This window comes from Paenibacillus sp. FSL W8-0187 (assembly GCF_037969755.1).
Classification (GTDB): domain Bacteria; phylum Bacillota; class Bacilli; order Paenibacillales; family Paenibacillaceae; genus Paenibacillus_AQ.
Window position 1 is genome coordinate 5,173,516 of the sequence record NZ_CP150206.1, and the last position, 14,609, is coordinate 5,188,124.

At 46.4% G+C, this 14,609-nt stretch carries 14 protein-coding genes; 3 read left to right on the forward strand and 11 right to left on the reverse strand.

The features are described 5' to 3' along the window. Window positions 1-129: 129 nt before the first annotated feature. On the reverse strand, window positions 130-1,890 hold the full coding sequence (gene dhaK, locus MKY48_RS23315) for a dihydroxyacetone kinase subunit DhaK (RefSeq protein ID WP_339291118.1): 1,761 nt from the start codon (window positions 1,888-1,890) through the stop codon (window positions 130-132). Between the two features lies 1 nt (window position 1,891). After that, window positions 1,892-3,028 (reverse strand): glycerol dehydrogenase, encoded by a 1,137-nt coding sequence (locus MKY48_RS23320; RefSeq protein ID WP_076325853.1) that lies wholly within the window; start codon window positions 3,026-3,028, stop codon window positions 1,892-1,894. Between the two features lie 204 nt (window positions 3,029-3,232). On the opposite strand from MKY48_RS23320, the gene MKY48_RS23325 reads away from it, so the two are divergent. Then, the gene (locus tag MKY48_RS23325) at window positions 3,233-4,279 is read left to right on the forward strand and encodes a PocR ligand-binding domain-containing protein (RefSeq protein ID WP_339291119.1); all 1,047 of its coding nucleotides are present in this window, start codon (window positions 3,233-3,235) and stop codon (window positions 4,277-4,279) included. 39 nt (window positions 4,280-4,318) lie between these two features. Here MKY48_RS23325 and MKY48_RS23330 read toward each other — a convergent pair whose 3' ends face one another. The 9 genes from MKY48_RS23330 to MKY48_RS23370 form a co-directional block, all read right to left on the reverse strand. Next, window positions 4,319-4,894: a GNAT family N-acetyltransferase gene (locus tag MKY48_RS23330; RefSeq protein WP_339291121.1), complete on the reverse strand. Its 576-nt coding sequence runs from the start codon at window positions 4,892-4,894 to the stop codon at window positions 4,319-4,321. A gap of 80 nt (window positions 4,895-4,974) precedes the next feature. Further along, the gene (locus MKY48_RS23335) at window positions 4,975-5,733 is read right to left on the reverse strand and encodes an ABC transporter ATP-binding protein (RefSeq protein WP_339291122.1); all 759 of its coding nucleotides are present in this window, start codon (window positions 5,731-5,733) and stop codon (window positions 4,975-4,977) included. A 4-nt stretch (window positions 5,734-5,737) separates the two neighbouring features. Beyond that, window positions 5,738-8,056: an ABC transporter permease gene (locus MKY48_RS23340; protein WP_339291124.1), complete on the reverse strand. Its 2,319-nt coding sequence runs from the start codon at window positions 8,054-8,056 to the stop codon at window positions 5,738-5,740. After that, window positions 8,041-9,339: an MFS transporter gene (locus MKY48_RS23345; protein WP_339291126.1), complete on the reverse strand. Its 1,299-nt coding sequence runs from the start codon at window positions 9,337-9,339 to the stop codon at window positions 8,041-8,043. The genes MKY48_RS23340 and MKY48_RS23345 overlap by 16 nt, the downstream gene beginning before the upstream one ends. Then, window positions 9,332-9,979 carry a TetR/AcrR family transcriptional regulator gene (locus tag MKY48_RS23350; protein WP_339291128.1) on the reverse strand — a complete coding sequence of 216 codons (648 nt, stop codon included), beginning with the start codon at window positions 9,977-9,979 and terminating at the stop codon, window positions 9,332-9,334. Before MKY48_RS23350 ends, MKY48_RS23345 begins: the two co-directional genes overlap by 8 nt. Before the next feature lie 146 nt (window positions 9,980-10,125). Further along, window positions 10,126-10,500, reverse strand: a complete 375-nt coding sequence (locus tag MKY48_RS23355; protein ID WP_215155536.1) for a hypothetical protein — start codon at window positions 10,498-10,500, stop codon at window positions 10,126-10,128. Between the two features lie 116 nt (window positions 10,501-10,616). After that, the gene (locus MKY48_RS23360) at window positions 10,617-11,171 is read right to left on the reverse strand and encodes a GNAT family N-acetyltransferase (protein WP_339266636.1); all 555 of its coding nucleotides are present in this window, start codon (window positions 11,169-11,171) and stop codon (window positions 10,617-10,619) included. A 13-nt stretch (window positions 11,172-11,184) separates the two neighbouring features. Next, window positions 11,185-12,279, reverse strand: a complete 1,095-nt coding sequence (locus tag MKY48_RS23365) for a HAMP domain-containing sensor histidine kinase (protein WP_339291129.1) — start codon at window positions 12,277-12,279, stop codon at window positions 11,185-11,187. After that, window positions 12,270-12,989: a response regulator transcription factor gene (locus MKY48_RS23370; RefSeq protein WP_098747698.1), complete on the reverse strand. Its 720-nt coding sequence runs from the start codon at window positions 12,987-12,989 to the stop codon at window positions 12,270-12,272. Before MKY48_RS23370 ends, MKY48_RS23365 begins: the two co-directional genes overlap by 10 nt. A gap of 180 nt (window positions 12,990-13,169) precedes the next feature. On the opposite strand from MKY48_RS23370, the gene MKY48_RS23375 reads away from it, so the two are divergent. Both MKY48_RS23375 and MKY48_RS23380 read left to right on the forward strand, forming a co-directional pair. Then, a complete protein-coding gene (locus tag MKY48_RS23375; protein ID WP_339266640.1) occupies window positions 13,170-13,901 on the forward strand; it encodes an ABC transporter ATP-binding protein in 732 nt (243 codons plus the stop codon). Then, window positions 13,894-14,598 (forward strand): ABC transporter permease, encoded by a 705-nt coding sequence (locus tag MKY48_RS23380; protein ID WP_339291131.1) that lies wholly within the window; start codon window positions 13,894-13,896, stop codon window positions 14,596-14,598. Before MKY48_RS23375 ends, MKY48_RS23380 begins: the two co-directional genes overlap by 8 nt. The last annotated feature ends 11 nt before the right edge of the window (window positions 14,599-14,609 follow it).

Here is a 14,609-nt window from a genome sequence, read left to right on the forward strand (position 1 = left end):
GTCTGTTTTTTCTTTTTCGGATAAATTCATTTGGAAACGAAGGTTTGATGTTGGTAATAGCTGTGCGACTCAGCTGAAATCAATGATGATTGATTGGATTGATTAATGTATAAATGGAATATTTATACATTACCTCATCACTTTAGCAAGCTCCGTGAAAATAACCCCGAGCGCGTGTGCGCCCGCATCCGGGTATCCAATGCTGCGTTCGCCTACCGTGCCCGCTCTACCCATTCGGGCAACGATGTCTGCCGTCTTCTGCGCTCCGAGCACCGCCGCTTCAGCCGCCTTAATCGCTGCTGGCTTCATCTCTTCACCTTGCTCTGCACTCTGCGTCCAGGAATCCGCGAACGGGACGAGTGCGTCGATCAATGTCTTGTCGCCGACGACAGCTCCTCTTCCGAACGATCTTTCGCCCGTATCCTGGATTCCTTTCACAACGGCCTGCATCATATCTGCGACCTCTTGAGCGGACAATTCCTGCTTCTGACCGGCAGATTTACTCGCTGCACGGAATGCGGATCCCCAGATCGGTCCGGAAGCCCCGCCGCAATGCTCCATGATGATCAACGAGCAGGCGTCGAGGAAATCGCCGATATCGCTGAGATGGTGGGTCAGAATATCGTCCCACTCCCCCTTGAGCTGCTTGAAGCCCTTGGCGACACTCATGCCGAAATCGCCGTCTCCGGCATGGGCGTCGAGCTCGCAGAACGGCACCTCGTTCTCGATGATGACCTCGCTCATTTGATCGATCAGATATACGATATTTTGCAAGGATAGCCGGTTGTTCTTAATCACCGCAGCGTCAGCATCCGTATTGTTTTTATACGAAACTGCCCTCTCTGACTTCTCTTCTTGAATAACCTCGGTATAGTTCACGGGCTCAAAAGATCCCTTAACCGACAGTGCCGGCGTATCGCATGGCGCAGACAGCCACTTCTTAAGCGTCTCGTCCAGCTTCATGATTGTCACCGATGCGCCTGCCATATCGATGCTGGTCATATAGTTGCCGACGAATACTTTGAATACCCGCTTGTTTCGGGACGCTAATTCGCGCATCACCGAATTGTTCAGCAAGTACAGCTCCTGCAGCGGCGTGCCGCCAAACCCATTGATTAATACGGCAACTTCATGCTCCGCAGAATCATTCATCTGCAAGTTGTCCAGCAAAGACGTGACCATCCGCTGCGCCAGCTCATCTGCAGGAACAACTTTCTCCCTGCGGATTCCCGGTTCGCCGTGAATGCCGACGCCGTATTCCATCTCGTTATCTTCGATATGAAAGGTCGGAGTTCCCTTGGCGGGCACGGTGCAAGAGGTAAACGCAAAGCCGATGCTGCGAACATGGTTAATCGCATGCTGCGCCGCTTCTTTCACTTCCGGCAGGGACAGTCCCGCTTCTGCGGCTGCTCCGGCTACCTTATGAACGAGCACTGTTCCGGCAACCCCTCTTCTCCCTACCGTATAGAGACTGTCTTCAACGGCGATGTCATCGTCGACCTTCACATAATCCACTTGGATACCGTCCTCGCTCGCAAGGTGGGCCGCATTTTTGAAGTTCATGATGTCGCCGCTGTAATTTTTGATAATAAGCAGCGTTCCCTTATTACTCGCAGAGCTGCGGACCGCTTGATACACCTGGATTTGGGACGGGGAAGCAAACACATCGCCGCACACGGCCGCATCCAGCATGCCACTTCCAACGAATCCGGCATGAGCTGGTTCGTGGCCGCTTCCGCCGCCGCTGATCAGCGTAACTTTATCTTGGTTGATCTCTTTTTTGGAAATCACTTTGAATTTAGGGCTGAACGCTAACTCAGGATGCGCCAGCACAAGCCCATTGCACATTTCCCGAACCAAGGTTTCCGGTTTATTCATGATTTTCTTCATCTTATATCTCCTTACTTAATTTGTATTGACGACCCAACTGGTCAGCGGCCATAATCGCGGATGCTACCGCTTCCTCCGAAATCGGGAATGGCATCGAATGGATGGATTCCTCGGCAATACATGCCTTCTTGGCCACTTCAAGCAGCTCCTCGTAGGTCACACGCTCTACGCCGATATCCTCTAGGCATACAGGAAGACCGATCGACAGGCAGAAGTCCAGCACTTCCTTCATTTCGTCCCGGTCGGCATTCTCAAGCACCAATTGAGCAATCGTACTAAAGGCTACCTTCTCGCCGTGATAATAATGATGCGTTCCTTCAAGAGCCGTCAAGCCATTGTGAATCGCGTGAATCGCTGCCAAACCGCCGCTCTCGAAGCCTAGTCCCGATAACAGAATATTCGTCTCGACGATATTCTCCAAGGCTGGCGTCACAATATTTTGATCACAGGCCAGTTTTGCTCTGTACCCGTTCTCAAGCAGTGTTTCATAACATAGCTTGGCAAGTCCCAGCGCTGTAATCGTCCCTTTGGCGTCACCGCATACGCCTTCGCGAACACCGCACGGCAGACCGGCATTGACATTGGAGTAAGATTGAGCCGTCGCTCTTGCTTCGAAATAGGTAGAGAGCGCATCCCCCATACCAGCAACAAGGAATCTAGTCGGCGCTTTGGCAATAACCGTCGTATCAATCATGACGACACTAGGACTTTGTTTGAAATAAGCATAATCATCGAATTCGCCTTCCGGAGTATAGAGTACCGCCGAATGGCTTGTCGGTGCATCGGTTGCCGCAATTGTCGGGACAACAATCAGGGCCTCACCTTCGGCTACGCATTTTGCCGTATCAATCGCTTTGCCTCCGCCGAGGCCAATCGTGCAGGCACATTGATGCTCCTTCGCCAAAGCTTGCAATCTGGCAACCTCCTGCCGGGAGCATTCCCCACGGAAGCCGCTTTCAACTAGCGTTATATTAAATTTCAGTTTCGTTGACTCCAGCTTGTCTTTCACCCGTGCAACATCATCGGGATGGGCAATCAGCAGAGCGGATTCACCGAATGTCTTCACAAAATAACCTAAATTCAACAGTTCGTTCTCACCTTGCACATATTTTGTCGGACTGATAAACGCTCTTCTCATGTTCATTCCTCCTAAGTAATCTATACTTATTATTATAGGTTGTACTTAATCGGGAAGCATGAAACAATGAGATCGGAATAAAGCGTTTTCTTATCGTGTTTTTTTGTCATCTCTATGGAAAATTGTATTATCTTGTTCTTCAGTAGAAGCATTCGCTATAATATTCAGTAGAGTTTCTATAACTTTTCATAGGAGAATGTTGTCATGTCCAAATCCCGATATGATTTAGAAGAAATCATTGATTTGGAGAAATGGGAGAAGCTGCAGGATTCCTTATCGCTTGTGACCCAAATGGCGATCCTTACGGTCGATTACAAGGGCGTTCCCGTCACCAAGCACAGCTACTGTCAGCCTTTCTGCCAAGGCGTGCGCCAGGATTCCCATCTCTCTCCATATTGTCAAAAATGCGACGCGCGTGCCGGCATTGAAGCGGTTCGCCAAAACAAGCCATACATCTATTTATGTCATTTCAACATTATCGATATCGCCATCCCGATCATTATTGATAACCAATATCTTGGTGCGATCATGGCGGGACAGCTCAAGCTCCGAGAAACTGACGCGCCGATGCTGGAACAGATCGTATCTCGGCCGCCCAATGTGGAGTCAAACCGAAAGTTTAAGGAACTCGAAGGGGATTATGATGCACTACCCGTCTTATCCTATGATGAGGTGACGAAATGCGTGGATCTGCTGCTGCAATTAAGCACCTATATCGTTGAGGAAGCGATTCAGAAGCATACCACGATCGATTTATACAAAAAAGTGCTCACATCCAACATGGATGCGCCAGCTTCTATGGAAGCTTATAACGAGTCGGATCGTGCGGTCCGCAGCATCCAATCGATGCAGCAGGAGCTGTCAGGAGCACTGATCGATACCAAATTGAAGAATGGCGCTGGGCGGTTCGTCTCATCGAATGCCGTGCTTCAGCCTGCGTTTGACTACATTTTTACGCACAAGCATGAGAATTTCACCCTGAAGGAAATGGCCAAGCTTTGCCATATTAGTCCCAGCTATTTCAGCCGCATATTTACGAAAGAAACGGGAGAGAATTTCTCCGTCTTCATCGCCCGACTCAAGATTGAATGGGCCAAGCAGCTGTTGGAGTCCACCGATTCGCCGATCCATCAAGTGAGTGATGATTTGGGCTTCTGCGATACGGGCTATTTTATCAAAACATTTAAAAAGTTCGAGCACCTCACCCCGGCCGTGTACCGGAACATGTATGCCGGGCTATCGGCTAAGTGATCGGTTTACCAACCGATTATTACAAGTAAACCCCTTCGTTCATGAACGAAAGGGTTTTTGCACATCATCCATAATAATCGAATACAATTTTAAATCTTCATGTGACCCTTTTACCCAAATCGCTTTTCTTAATAAACCTTCATAGGACATGCCGGCCTTTTCCATCACTCTGGCTGACCCTACGTTTAATGGGTGACAACTGGCTTCGATTCTGACTAATCCCATTCTTTCAAATCCAAAAGAGATGATGGTCCTGATCACTTCGGTCATGTAACCACGATTCCAATAATCCTTGGAGAGGGCATAACCCAATTCAGCTTTAGCATGGTGAACATTCCAAGACATAAATCCTGAGGTCCCGATGATCTTTCCTGTTTCTTTGTCCACGATTCCCCAAGGGCCAACAACATGACGGTCGTATTTTTGCAGCACTTTGTTTAGATAGATACGGGTATCTCCAATCGTTCGATGCGTCGGCCAGACCGTATATCTCGATACGTCATCATCCGAGCCGTAATGAAATATATCCTGTTCGTCTTCGCTCCTCAGTTTTCTTAATATCGTTCTGTCTGTTTCTAACGTTGGGAGATCCGAAAAGACATCTTCGATCCGCATATCATTCACCCTCCAAAGCGATCACGATTGATTTGAAAAGAGACAGATAACATCTGCATAAACAGAAATCCATTATTAATTTATATTCCGATCTCCTGCATTTTCACCATAACTTTCTTGACCCTGCCATCCAAATCCGTTCCCCCAAACTTTGGAAGCTTGAGTTCGCCGACAATCTTCCCATCGCGCATAAACATAATGCGCTCGGTCCGTGCCGCAACTTGTGCATCGTGAGTGACAAGCACGACCGCAGTACCGTCTGCATTGATTTCAGAGAATATGTCCATCGTTTCCTGAGCGGATATGGAGTTGAGTGCGCCCGTAGGCTCGTCGCCGAAAATAATGCTCGGGTTGTTCATCAGCGCCCGGCATATTCCCGCACGCTGAAGCTGACCACCCGAAACCTGGGTGATGCTGCGTTTTTCAAGCTCTGCAATGCCTACCCTTTTCATAAGCTCTCTTGCCTTCACCGAAATGTTCGCGGCGTTTTTTCGGTTATCCCGCATGGATGGAAGAATGATATTGTCGAGGATATTCAGGTTTTTCAGCATCGTCGGCTGTTGGAACACAAAACCCATTTTGGTTCTGCGCATATCTGCAAGCTCATTCTCCCCAAGCGTCGATAAATCCTTACCCTCAAAAACGACTTTTCCGCCATTCACGCCATCCGTCCCGCTCAGTGCAAACAATAGCGTTGATTTCCCCGAGCCTGATGGTCCCATAACAGCTACGAACTCGCCCTCGTGAATATAGGCGGACACCCCGTCCAGAACATTGTGCTGTTCGCCGCCTTCACCGAAAGATTTTACGATATCATCACCGATAATCATCTTTTTCATCTGCCTACTCCTTCATATTTTCGGATATTGTTATTTGTCCTGCGCCCGATGTGCCGATCATGGTAGCGATTAGTATCGAGGCTATCATCATAAGCGGGCTGTACAGATACGCCGAAAGCGGATTGACCGCAAAATGGAACGCCGACGCTCCAAACGAAGAGATAACCGCACCCGCAAGCATTTCTCCGAGCGTGTTTGCCAGAAGGGTTCCGAGAACAATGCCGACAATCAGAACAAATGCAGAACGCGAAGCATATTGCACCTTAATGTCCGTGTTCGTAAATCCGAGAGCTTTCATAACAGCAATGGAATATCGGTCCTTAGCAACAAGCATTTTCATAAACAACAGGGTAATCAGTACCGATATTATCAGCGCAACAGCCATTGCGGCGTGTGAAGCCTTCTTGACGGAATTTATCGTTGAGCCGAATGTCTGTGTAACAAATTCATCAATATCTGAAATCTTGGCAAAATCAAACCTGTCCGCGTAATCTGAAATCATAACGCCGATAAGAGATTTATCCGAAAGTTCAGCGCAGATGATGCTCCACATCATATCCGCCGAATTGTCGGTGAATACCGCCTTTGCGGTCTTGCCGCCGTTGGTAATGTCGGAATATATTCCGCTTACCGTTAGTTCCTTCTCCTGTCCCTCCATCACCAGCGAAATGACATCACCGACCTTCTTGCTCAGCTCATCAGCATTCATAGCCGAAAGTGCAATTTCATCCTCTGCGGCGGGTGCTCTGCCTATGGAATAGGCAATTGGGAATATGGAATGGTCACCGAGTTCGATTTTTATGTTTTCCTCAGAACCGTCTTCTGTTTTGATGTTAAATGCTTTTGTTGTAAGGACGGCAACCTTGGATATGGCACGGTCGCTGCTCATCGCATTTCGTAGTTCAGCCGTTTTCTCTGAAATGTTATCGGTCTGCTGTATGTCAGCACGTATATCATAGTTTCCGATCCCCATATATTGGATGAAGCTTGTAGAGGAGATGGTGTTGTACAAATTCTGTGGAACAATCATGATAAAAGCTGCAATCACCAACACCGTTAGGCTTGTAGCGTAAAGCCTTTTCCTTGCGAGAACATCTTGGATACCGAGGAAAACATTCGTATTCAACAGCCTGTTTCCACTTAGATTAAAACCTTTGGCGCCTGTGTTTTTCTCCTGCGAAGTACCAAAGCGTATGGCTTCTGCAGCGGATATGTTCCGAAAACGTTTCAACATTGCGCTTACATAGGCGATGATGGCAAGAAATACAAGCAGTATGCCGATGATTCCGAACAATAAAGCATAAGCTGAATTTTCGCTTTCCCCCATATACAGCCTTATATTTTCAAGAAGCATGCCTTGGAACATAACCGACAGTGCAAAACCGAGCATACTACCCGCCGCGGCAATCGCTGCGTATTTCGCAAGATACATCTTCTTTATGTCGGAAACACGCAGCCCTATTGCCTTCATCACGCCAATCTCGCGGTAGTCGTCTTCGATTTTCGCCAGGAGCGTAAAACGTATGCACATCAATGCGATGGCCACGACAAGCGCGCTCACAAGAAGTATAACCGCGATCATCAACCCATCGGAAAGTGCGTTCATCATTTTAAAAAGCTTATATGTAACGGTTGGTCCATTTCCTTCAAGTCCTGCGGAAGCATAAGCCGTTTCAAATGAACCGAGCTCAGATAAATCCTTTAATCTAAACTCAATCAGATACTCCATGCTGCCGAGGGCCTTGATTTCCGCGTAATCATGTTCATGTACAAGAAATCTCTTGGATGACGAGAGTGTAGAATTCATTTGCGAATCCCGGAGGAATCCCGCAACGATAAACTCCTTCCCACTAATGACCGCCTGATCACCGACCTTGGTGGTGCCATCCTTCATATAGCTTATTGGAACATACAACTCGCCGATGGCGGGTTTAATGATGTTACCGTCGAGATCAAGAAGATAATCGAATTTTTGACTCTGCATGCTAAATCCGTTATCCTGGACACTATTCGCAAGTGAATGTTCGCCTAATCGTATCCGCGCACCATCCATATTGAGAAATTCTATCACTTGTACATCATCCACATTGCTATGCTGCTCCGCAAAAGCCGAAAGCCGCGCAGTATCTATTTCACCGGAATGCATCTGCATAAAATGCGGGGTTTTAGCTTGCGTCATCAATGTGTTAAGCGCACCCGAGAGATTGACGACGAGGATCGCCGCTAGCGAAACAAGCATTGCCGCAGCAGCGACAAATACCATAGTTGTTAGCGTAGTGGCTTTGCTTTTTAAAAGATCATTGCGGATTATTCTGGAGTACATAAGACACCTCTGTTTTCAAGCATTTTTACCGACTTTAATTTATACAGAATGACCGAAGTTACACATAACAGCATCCCGGCGATGATAATGAGAAATCCCATCCCTCTGCCGAGTCCCGTACCGATGATTTTTCCCACACTGTCAGAAAGCACGCCACCTTCAACTAAAAAAGGGGTGAACACATAATCCGCCAAAACACCCGAAAGGGCATAAGCCACTACAAATCCAAGCTGGGAAAGGATTCCGATCAGTGCCCAGGCTCTGCCTTGAACGGAATTATCAATGTTGGTACGAACTAGAAAATCCAGGCTTGTGTTGGCAAACGGAAGCATTGCAAAAAACAGAAATCCCGAAATACAGATCAAGGCAATATGTTCTCGAAATCCGAACGCCATCATAAACACGCCTACACCAAACAAAGAAATCGAAAGAATGTTCACATAACCCTTTTGAATGGGAAGAAATCCTATAATGACACTGGATACGAGCATTCCCGAAGCGATAATGGTTTCTATCATCCCTACGACGGAGCTGCTTGTAAACGTCAGCAGCATAGGAATGGAGAGTGTTTCAATAACTCCAAGGTAAAATGTCAGCACCGATGTCATAATCACAAGAACAAGCACACCTCTGTTAGTAGAGACAGCGTTCCAACCGGCTTTGATTTCGTGGATGAACGATTGCGTGTGTTCGTATGTCTTGGAGACAAGGCCCCTGCGGACGGCAAGCGTAGTTGCAACGGTGACAAAAAAAGTGCAAATGTCGATGACAAGCAGCAGCTTTATATCCGTAACGGTGAGCAAAAATCCCGCAAGGATCGGCGAAATCAGAAATTTTGCCGATCCTGCCACCTGAACAAAACCGCTTGCCCTTGTATACTGCTCCTCGGTCAGCAAATCCGTAACCGTAGCCTTGTATGCGGGGTCAAGCAGCGATGAAAACACCGAGCTTATGGTAACACCCACACAAATTTGCCATAGCTGTGCTTCTCCGCGAAGCATGCATATGAGGATGAATACAAGACCGATCGCAGAAAGACTATCGCCTAGCACCATTAACAGTCTGCGGTCATAGCGGTCCGCAAGCACTCCGGCAAATGCGCTTAAGAGTAACGATGGCATGAACGCAAGCAAGGTTACAAGCGCCATGGCCGAAGCCTTTCCCGTCTGTTGGAAAACATAAATCCCAAGCCCGAACGATGTGAGCCCGTTTCCTATGGTTGAAATAAGCTGTCCCGACCACAGTAGGAGAAATTTCTTGAAAGACTTCTCTGGTTTATTCATGGCCGCTCTCGTCTCCTCCACCAAACATCTGCATGACGTCCATCAGACTTCCGCTTGCTGCACCGAGCAGCCTTTCTACGTTGCAAACAAAGGCCAGCATTCGTGAACCGCGCTCCTCATTCGTCAAGGTAATCATATCGTCATCAAAAACGGTATTCGCATAGATCACAACCATTTCCATGCATTCATACGGAAACGGTGTGCTGAACATTCCCTGCTCAATGCCTTCGAGGATGATTGCTGTCAGGATCGGCGGAAGGCCGTTGATGATGACCTTTTGTATTTTTTGATGCATCAGCGCGTTCTGCGGCTTGTGAATATGCTCCATAATTTCCTTGCTGCTTCCGCCGCTTAAGTTCATTGCCATCACAACGCGGATAATGCGTTCGACTACGGGTATCGTCTTGTCGGCGGCAATGACCTGTGCCGCATCCAGAAGAGCGTCACTATACCGATCAATCAACGCATCCATAATATCCTCCTTCGACTTGAAGTGATGATACAAGGTTCCCCGCGCAATCCCGACCTTTTCGAGAATATCGTTTGTACTTGTGCCGTCAAAACCCTTCTGACCAAAGAGCTCATCCGCGGCTTCAAGGATTTCGTTCCTGCGTTCTTCCGCTTTTTTTACAACTCTCATTGTTACACCTCCTCTACACCGACCGACTGACTGTCGGTTATAGAATAACAGGTTTCCTGTTATTGTCAAGATGTTGTTAGCTGAAAAACAAAGCAGCCCATCCTCTATTGAGGAATGAGCCACTTTTAGTTATCCATTTCACCCTATTACTGTCTAATGACGAGGATGTCTTGAGGTGGTCTGGCGGTGCTTTGGATTTGGGATATTTCAGCGTCAGTAAGATTGCGTCCTACAACAATGAACGAAGATGTTACATTGTTAAAGTTAAAATTCCCTAAGTTCGCTACGTTTTGGCTGCCGCGGAACACACGGAACGATCCCTGAAAGTTAATTCTCGAAAATAATACAAGCGTTATTTCAGAGCTCTGCACAACATTTCGGAGTCGGAAACTCGAGAGAATATTGTCAAACCGAAACGCACCCAGATCACGGACCGCAACGCCTCCTCGTCTGAAGAGAATCCGACGAACTGAAAAATTAGTGCCTGACCAAAGTGCAAGACGTATATCACTGTTTGCCATCTATATCACTCCTTGTATGAGAATGATATAGTATATTATTAGAGTAATAGAAAGGTGAAAGACAAAAACACCTGAATAATCGTTTGTTTTTCGGATTCTACTTCCCCTGCGATTTCTTAGCTGTTCTCCGAAATATATTCATCCCTTAAAAGGCCATAATACACGAGGTCTTCATATTGGTTCCATTTCCTTACATGCTGTCTTAAACGACCTTCATATTTCATTCCTAACTTTTCCATGACTTTACCCGATGCAGGGTTTTTCCCCAGATAACGGGCAAATATACGGTTCAACTTCATTTCGTCAAACGCATACCGTACGATACCTTTTGCCGCTTCCGTACAATATCCATTGTTCTTATACTGTCTCCCAATCCAATATGCAAGTTCACCATGATCAAAATTCCTATTACATCCAATACAGATAGCGCCTATTACATGCTGTTCTTCTTTATGTACGATAGCTAGTTCCAGTGATCGGTCTTCATTAAAGTTATGAGCATGTGTTTCTATCCATTGTTCTGCCATCCCATCCTCATACGGATGCGGGATATATAATGTTGTTTCCGCAATATATGGATCCCCTGCTAATTGTTGAACAACTTTGGCATCATCTAGACGGAAAGGCCGTAATGTCAATCTTTCCAATTGAATGGTCGGCAGTTTCTTCAAATGGTTCTCCCCCTTAGTTTTTCGGCAATCGAATCGTGAACGAAGTTCCTTGTGAAGGCTCACTTTCTACACTAATTGTGCCGTCATGAACCTGAACCAGCTTGTAGACAATCGCCATTCCGAGTCCCGTGCCCTCAGAGGTAGAATCCGTGGTCGTGCCCCGGTAATATTGCTGGAATAGGTGCTCCACCATATGGGCCGGCATCCCTACGCCATTGTCCTTGATGCGGATTACAGCATGCTCTCCTGTGTCCGCAATCTGTACATATATATTCGTATGTTCAGGATTGTGGAGGATGGAATTCATCATCATATTTTGCAGGATGCGCTGCATGAATTTCAAATCAAAATCAACATAAATGGCAGGTGGATCCGCTTGAAAATGCAAATGATAGCTGCTCGCTTGCGGACTATTGCTGATATCGGCAACTACCCGTTTTGTAAATTCTACGATATCTTGATTCGTCTTCTGTAATGGCAAAGCGCCGTCAGCGCGATTGAGCTGTGTGACGAGGCTTAAATCTTGAATCAATTCCTCCATATGCTTTCCTTTGTCGTCCATTTCCCGAATGAAAGAGATCGCCTCTTCTTTCGACCACTCGTACTGCTCATTCAATAAAAGCGCTGAGTAGCCTTTGATATAGGTTAACGGCGTTTTCAAATCATGAGAAATCCCCGCAATCCATTCCTGCTTGGCTTCTTCGATTTGGCTCCTCTCGATTTCGTTCGCTTGCAGTTTGACTCTCAAGGATTGAAGATACTCAAGCACCTCCTGATACAGGCGGAACCGCATGCGAAGTTTCCCTTTACGGGTATATATTTGAGGCAAATCGGCAGGTTGCTCATAGTTGTCCTGCGAGAGTCGATGAATCCAGGCCATGATGAATCCGATCGGTCCGCCAAAATACCATCCAAACAAGACGATGCACAGCAGCGTACTCGCACCAAAGATCCATCCGACAAACAGTCCTTCATCATCTAGACTGACATGGATACCGAGCAAGGGAAGAAGGCCTTCAAGGATAATAACAACGAGTACACCCGTGCCAAGCATCCATAGAATAAGTCCTAATGCCAAATGAATCGTAAATCGAGTTTTTATTCGCATGACAGTGCCTCATTCGGGGGGATGAATTTATAACCGATTCCCCGCAAATTCACGATAATTTTTGGTTTTCGGGTATCATCGCCGAGTTTTTTTCGCAGCTTGGCGATATGGATCGTGACCGTTTTTTCTTCCCCGTACACATCATTTCCCCATACCAATTCGTAAAGCTGAGCCGTCGTGAAGATATGATTCGGATGTTTACAAAAGAAATGCAGCAGCTCCAGCTCCTTCGCCGTGCATTCTACAGGTTGACGCTTCACGGTTAACGTTGCCGATTCCGGATGAAAAGAGAAGTACCCGTAATCGAACGCCGTGTTTTGTTGATGAGCATTCTCCATAAACCTTTGCCGGCGAAGGATCGCCTTGATTCGGGCAATGACCTCCAGTGGATTAAACGGCTTGGTAATATAATCGTCCCCGCCGATCCCTAGACCCGTTAATTTGTCGAAGTCGGTGGAGCGTGCGCTAATAAAAATAATCGGTGCATTCGTATGTTTCCGAATCTCCGCACATAGTTCAAAACCGCTTAGATCCGGGAGCATAATATCGAGCAAAATCATATCATATGCCTTTTCTTTGATGCGCTGCAGCGCGCCTTTGCCCGATGATGCGGTGTCGATATGCGTAAAATTCTCTTTGCGAAGCGTGATCTCCAATAGCTTCAAAATACCGATTTCATCATCGACAGCTAGTATGGATGCAGATTCCATTGCGATTTTCCCCTCACTTCAAGCTTTATCCTGTGTATTCACTTTTCTATCTTACTCTATTTACAAGATCCCGAGTTTACTCTAGTTAAAATGTTACGAGCTTTTTCCATTGTGTTTACTTTATTTTTACTTTCGTTCCCTAAGCTTAGTGTAGCACATCATTAAGGGAGGAAATGACAAGTGAACGCCGCCATTCAAATCAATCAAGTAAGCAAAGCATTCAAGGGCACGGAAACCATTACAAACGTCAATATGAGTATCAGCAGAGGGGAAATTTACGGATTTTTAGGTCCGAATGGGGCCGGTAAAACAACCATTATGAAAATGATCTTAAATCTGGTAAAACCGTCTTCCGGTGATATCCAAGTATTCGATCAGCTGGTTCTGCCAACATCGGTTCAATACTTAAAAAGAATCGGCAGCATCATTGAATACCCCGTGTTTTACGACCGGCTGACAGCGGAGGCCAACTTGGAGTTTCATTGTAGATACATGGACTATCGCGATAAGACAGCGATCAAGGAAGCGCTGGAGATCGTAGGTCTTCAGGGTGTGGGGAAGAAAAAAATCCATGAATTCTCTTTAGGGATGAAGCAGCGATTAGGGATTGCGCGCGCGATTGTTACGAAACCCGATATTCTTATTCTGGATGAACCTATCAATGGGCTTGACCCGATCGGGATTAAGGAAATGCGGGAGCTTTTCTTGCATTTAAAGGAGAGATACGGAACGACCATTTTAATTTCGAGTCATATCGTATCCGAAATCGAATCGGTCGCCGATACGATTGGCATTATTCATCAGGGAAAACTATTAAATGAAGTCAAGATGAATGATATTCGAAGACAACATGCCGGATCATTAGAAGAGTACTTCATCAATCTCATTCATGGAGGCAAACGCTATGCTTAAACTTATACAGCTGGAATGGCAAAAAAGTAACATATCCCGTTATTTTAAAGGATTGGCCGTTTGTATCGTGGCTATTTTCTCCGCCGCTGCATTGATGTCCCAGGGCCCTAGCGGTGATAGTGAACCGCTGTTTCAAAATTATACTGAATTCATTACTTTAACGGATCTTTTAATGCGCATCACTTATATCATTTTCGCGAGCGTTATTTTATCACGTTTAGTGATTGAGGAATACAAGAGCAACATGATCCAAGTGTTATTTACCTACCCCTTGCAGCGAAAAAAAATCATTCAAGCCAAGTTATCGATTGTGTTTGGATTTAGCTTCTTCAGCATCATCGTCTCTACGTTTGTGATCAATTTGTTAGTGTACTTCTTGAATCCGATGATCGGTTTATTCGAAGACCCGGTGCATATTGGTGACATGACGGCTACCCTTCCAGCAACGCTGATCCATGCATTTATGATAGCTGGAATCAGCCTGATTCCTTTATCTTTTGGCATGCGAAAAAAATCGACGGCTTCCACGATCACCTCGGCTGTCGTCATTGGATTCGTGGTTAACACAACGGTGTCTGACGGGGGAAGTTCGACCAGTCTGTTTCATTTCATCGCCATCCCGATTGCTCTCTGTCTGCTTGGCCTTATCCTTGGCTATCTTTCTTTTCATAAAGTAGATCGAACCGATGTAGCTTAAAATTTCACCGT

Excerpts from the sequence above, each read along its gene's own strand:
- MKY48_RS23380 (WP_339291131.1), top strand. The coding sequence starts at position 13,894 with ATGCTTAAACTTATACAGCTGGAATGGCAAAAAAGTAACATATCCCGT.
- MKY48_RS23355 (WP_215155536.1), bottom strand. The coding sequence starts at position 10,500 with ATGGCAAACAGTGATATACGTCTTGCACTTTGGTCAGGCACTAATTTT.
- MKY48_RS23325 (WP_339291119.1), top strand. The coding sequence starts at position 3,233 with ATGTCCAAATCCCGATATGATTTAGAAGAAATCATTGATTTGGAGAAA.
- MKY48_RS23345 (WP_339291126.1), bottom strand. The coding sequence starts at position 9,339 with ATGAATAAACCAGAGAAGTCTTTCAAGAAATTTCTCCTACTGTGGTCG.
- MKY48_RS23370 (WP_098747698.1), bottom strand. The coding sequence starts at position 12,989 with ATGGAATCTGCATCCATACTAGCTGTCGATGATGAAATCGGTATTTTG.
- MKY48_RS23350 (WP_339291128.1), bottom strand. The coding sequence starts at position 9,979 with ATGAGAGTTGTAAAAAAAGCGGAAGAACGCAGGAACGAAATCCTTGAA.
- dhaK (WP_339291118.1), bottom strand. The coding sequence starts at position 1,890 with ATGAAGAAAATCATGAATAAACCGGAAACCTTGGTTCGGGAAATGTGC.
- MKY48_RS23340 (WP_339291124.1), bottom strand. The coding sequence starts at position 8,056 with ATGTACTCCAGAATAATCCGCAATGATCTTTTAAAAAGCAAAGCCACT.
- MKY48_RS23320 (WP_076325853.1), bottom strand. The coding sequence starts at position 3,028 with ATGAGAAGAGCGTTTATCAGTCCGACAAAATATGTGCAAGGTGAGAAC.
- MKY48_RS23330 (WP_339291121.1), bottom strand. The coding sequence starts at position 4,894 with ATGCGGATCGAAGATGTCTTTTCGGATCTCCCAACGTTAGAAACAGAC.
- MKY48_RS23335 (WP_339291122.1), bottom strand. The coding sequence starts at position 5,733 with ATGAAAAAGATGATTATCGGTGATGATATCGTAAAATCTTTCGGTGAA.
- MKY48_RS23365 (WP_339291129.1), bottom strand. The coding sequence starts at position 12,279 with ATGCGAATAAAAACTCGATTTACGATTCATTTGGCATTAGGACTTATT.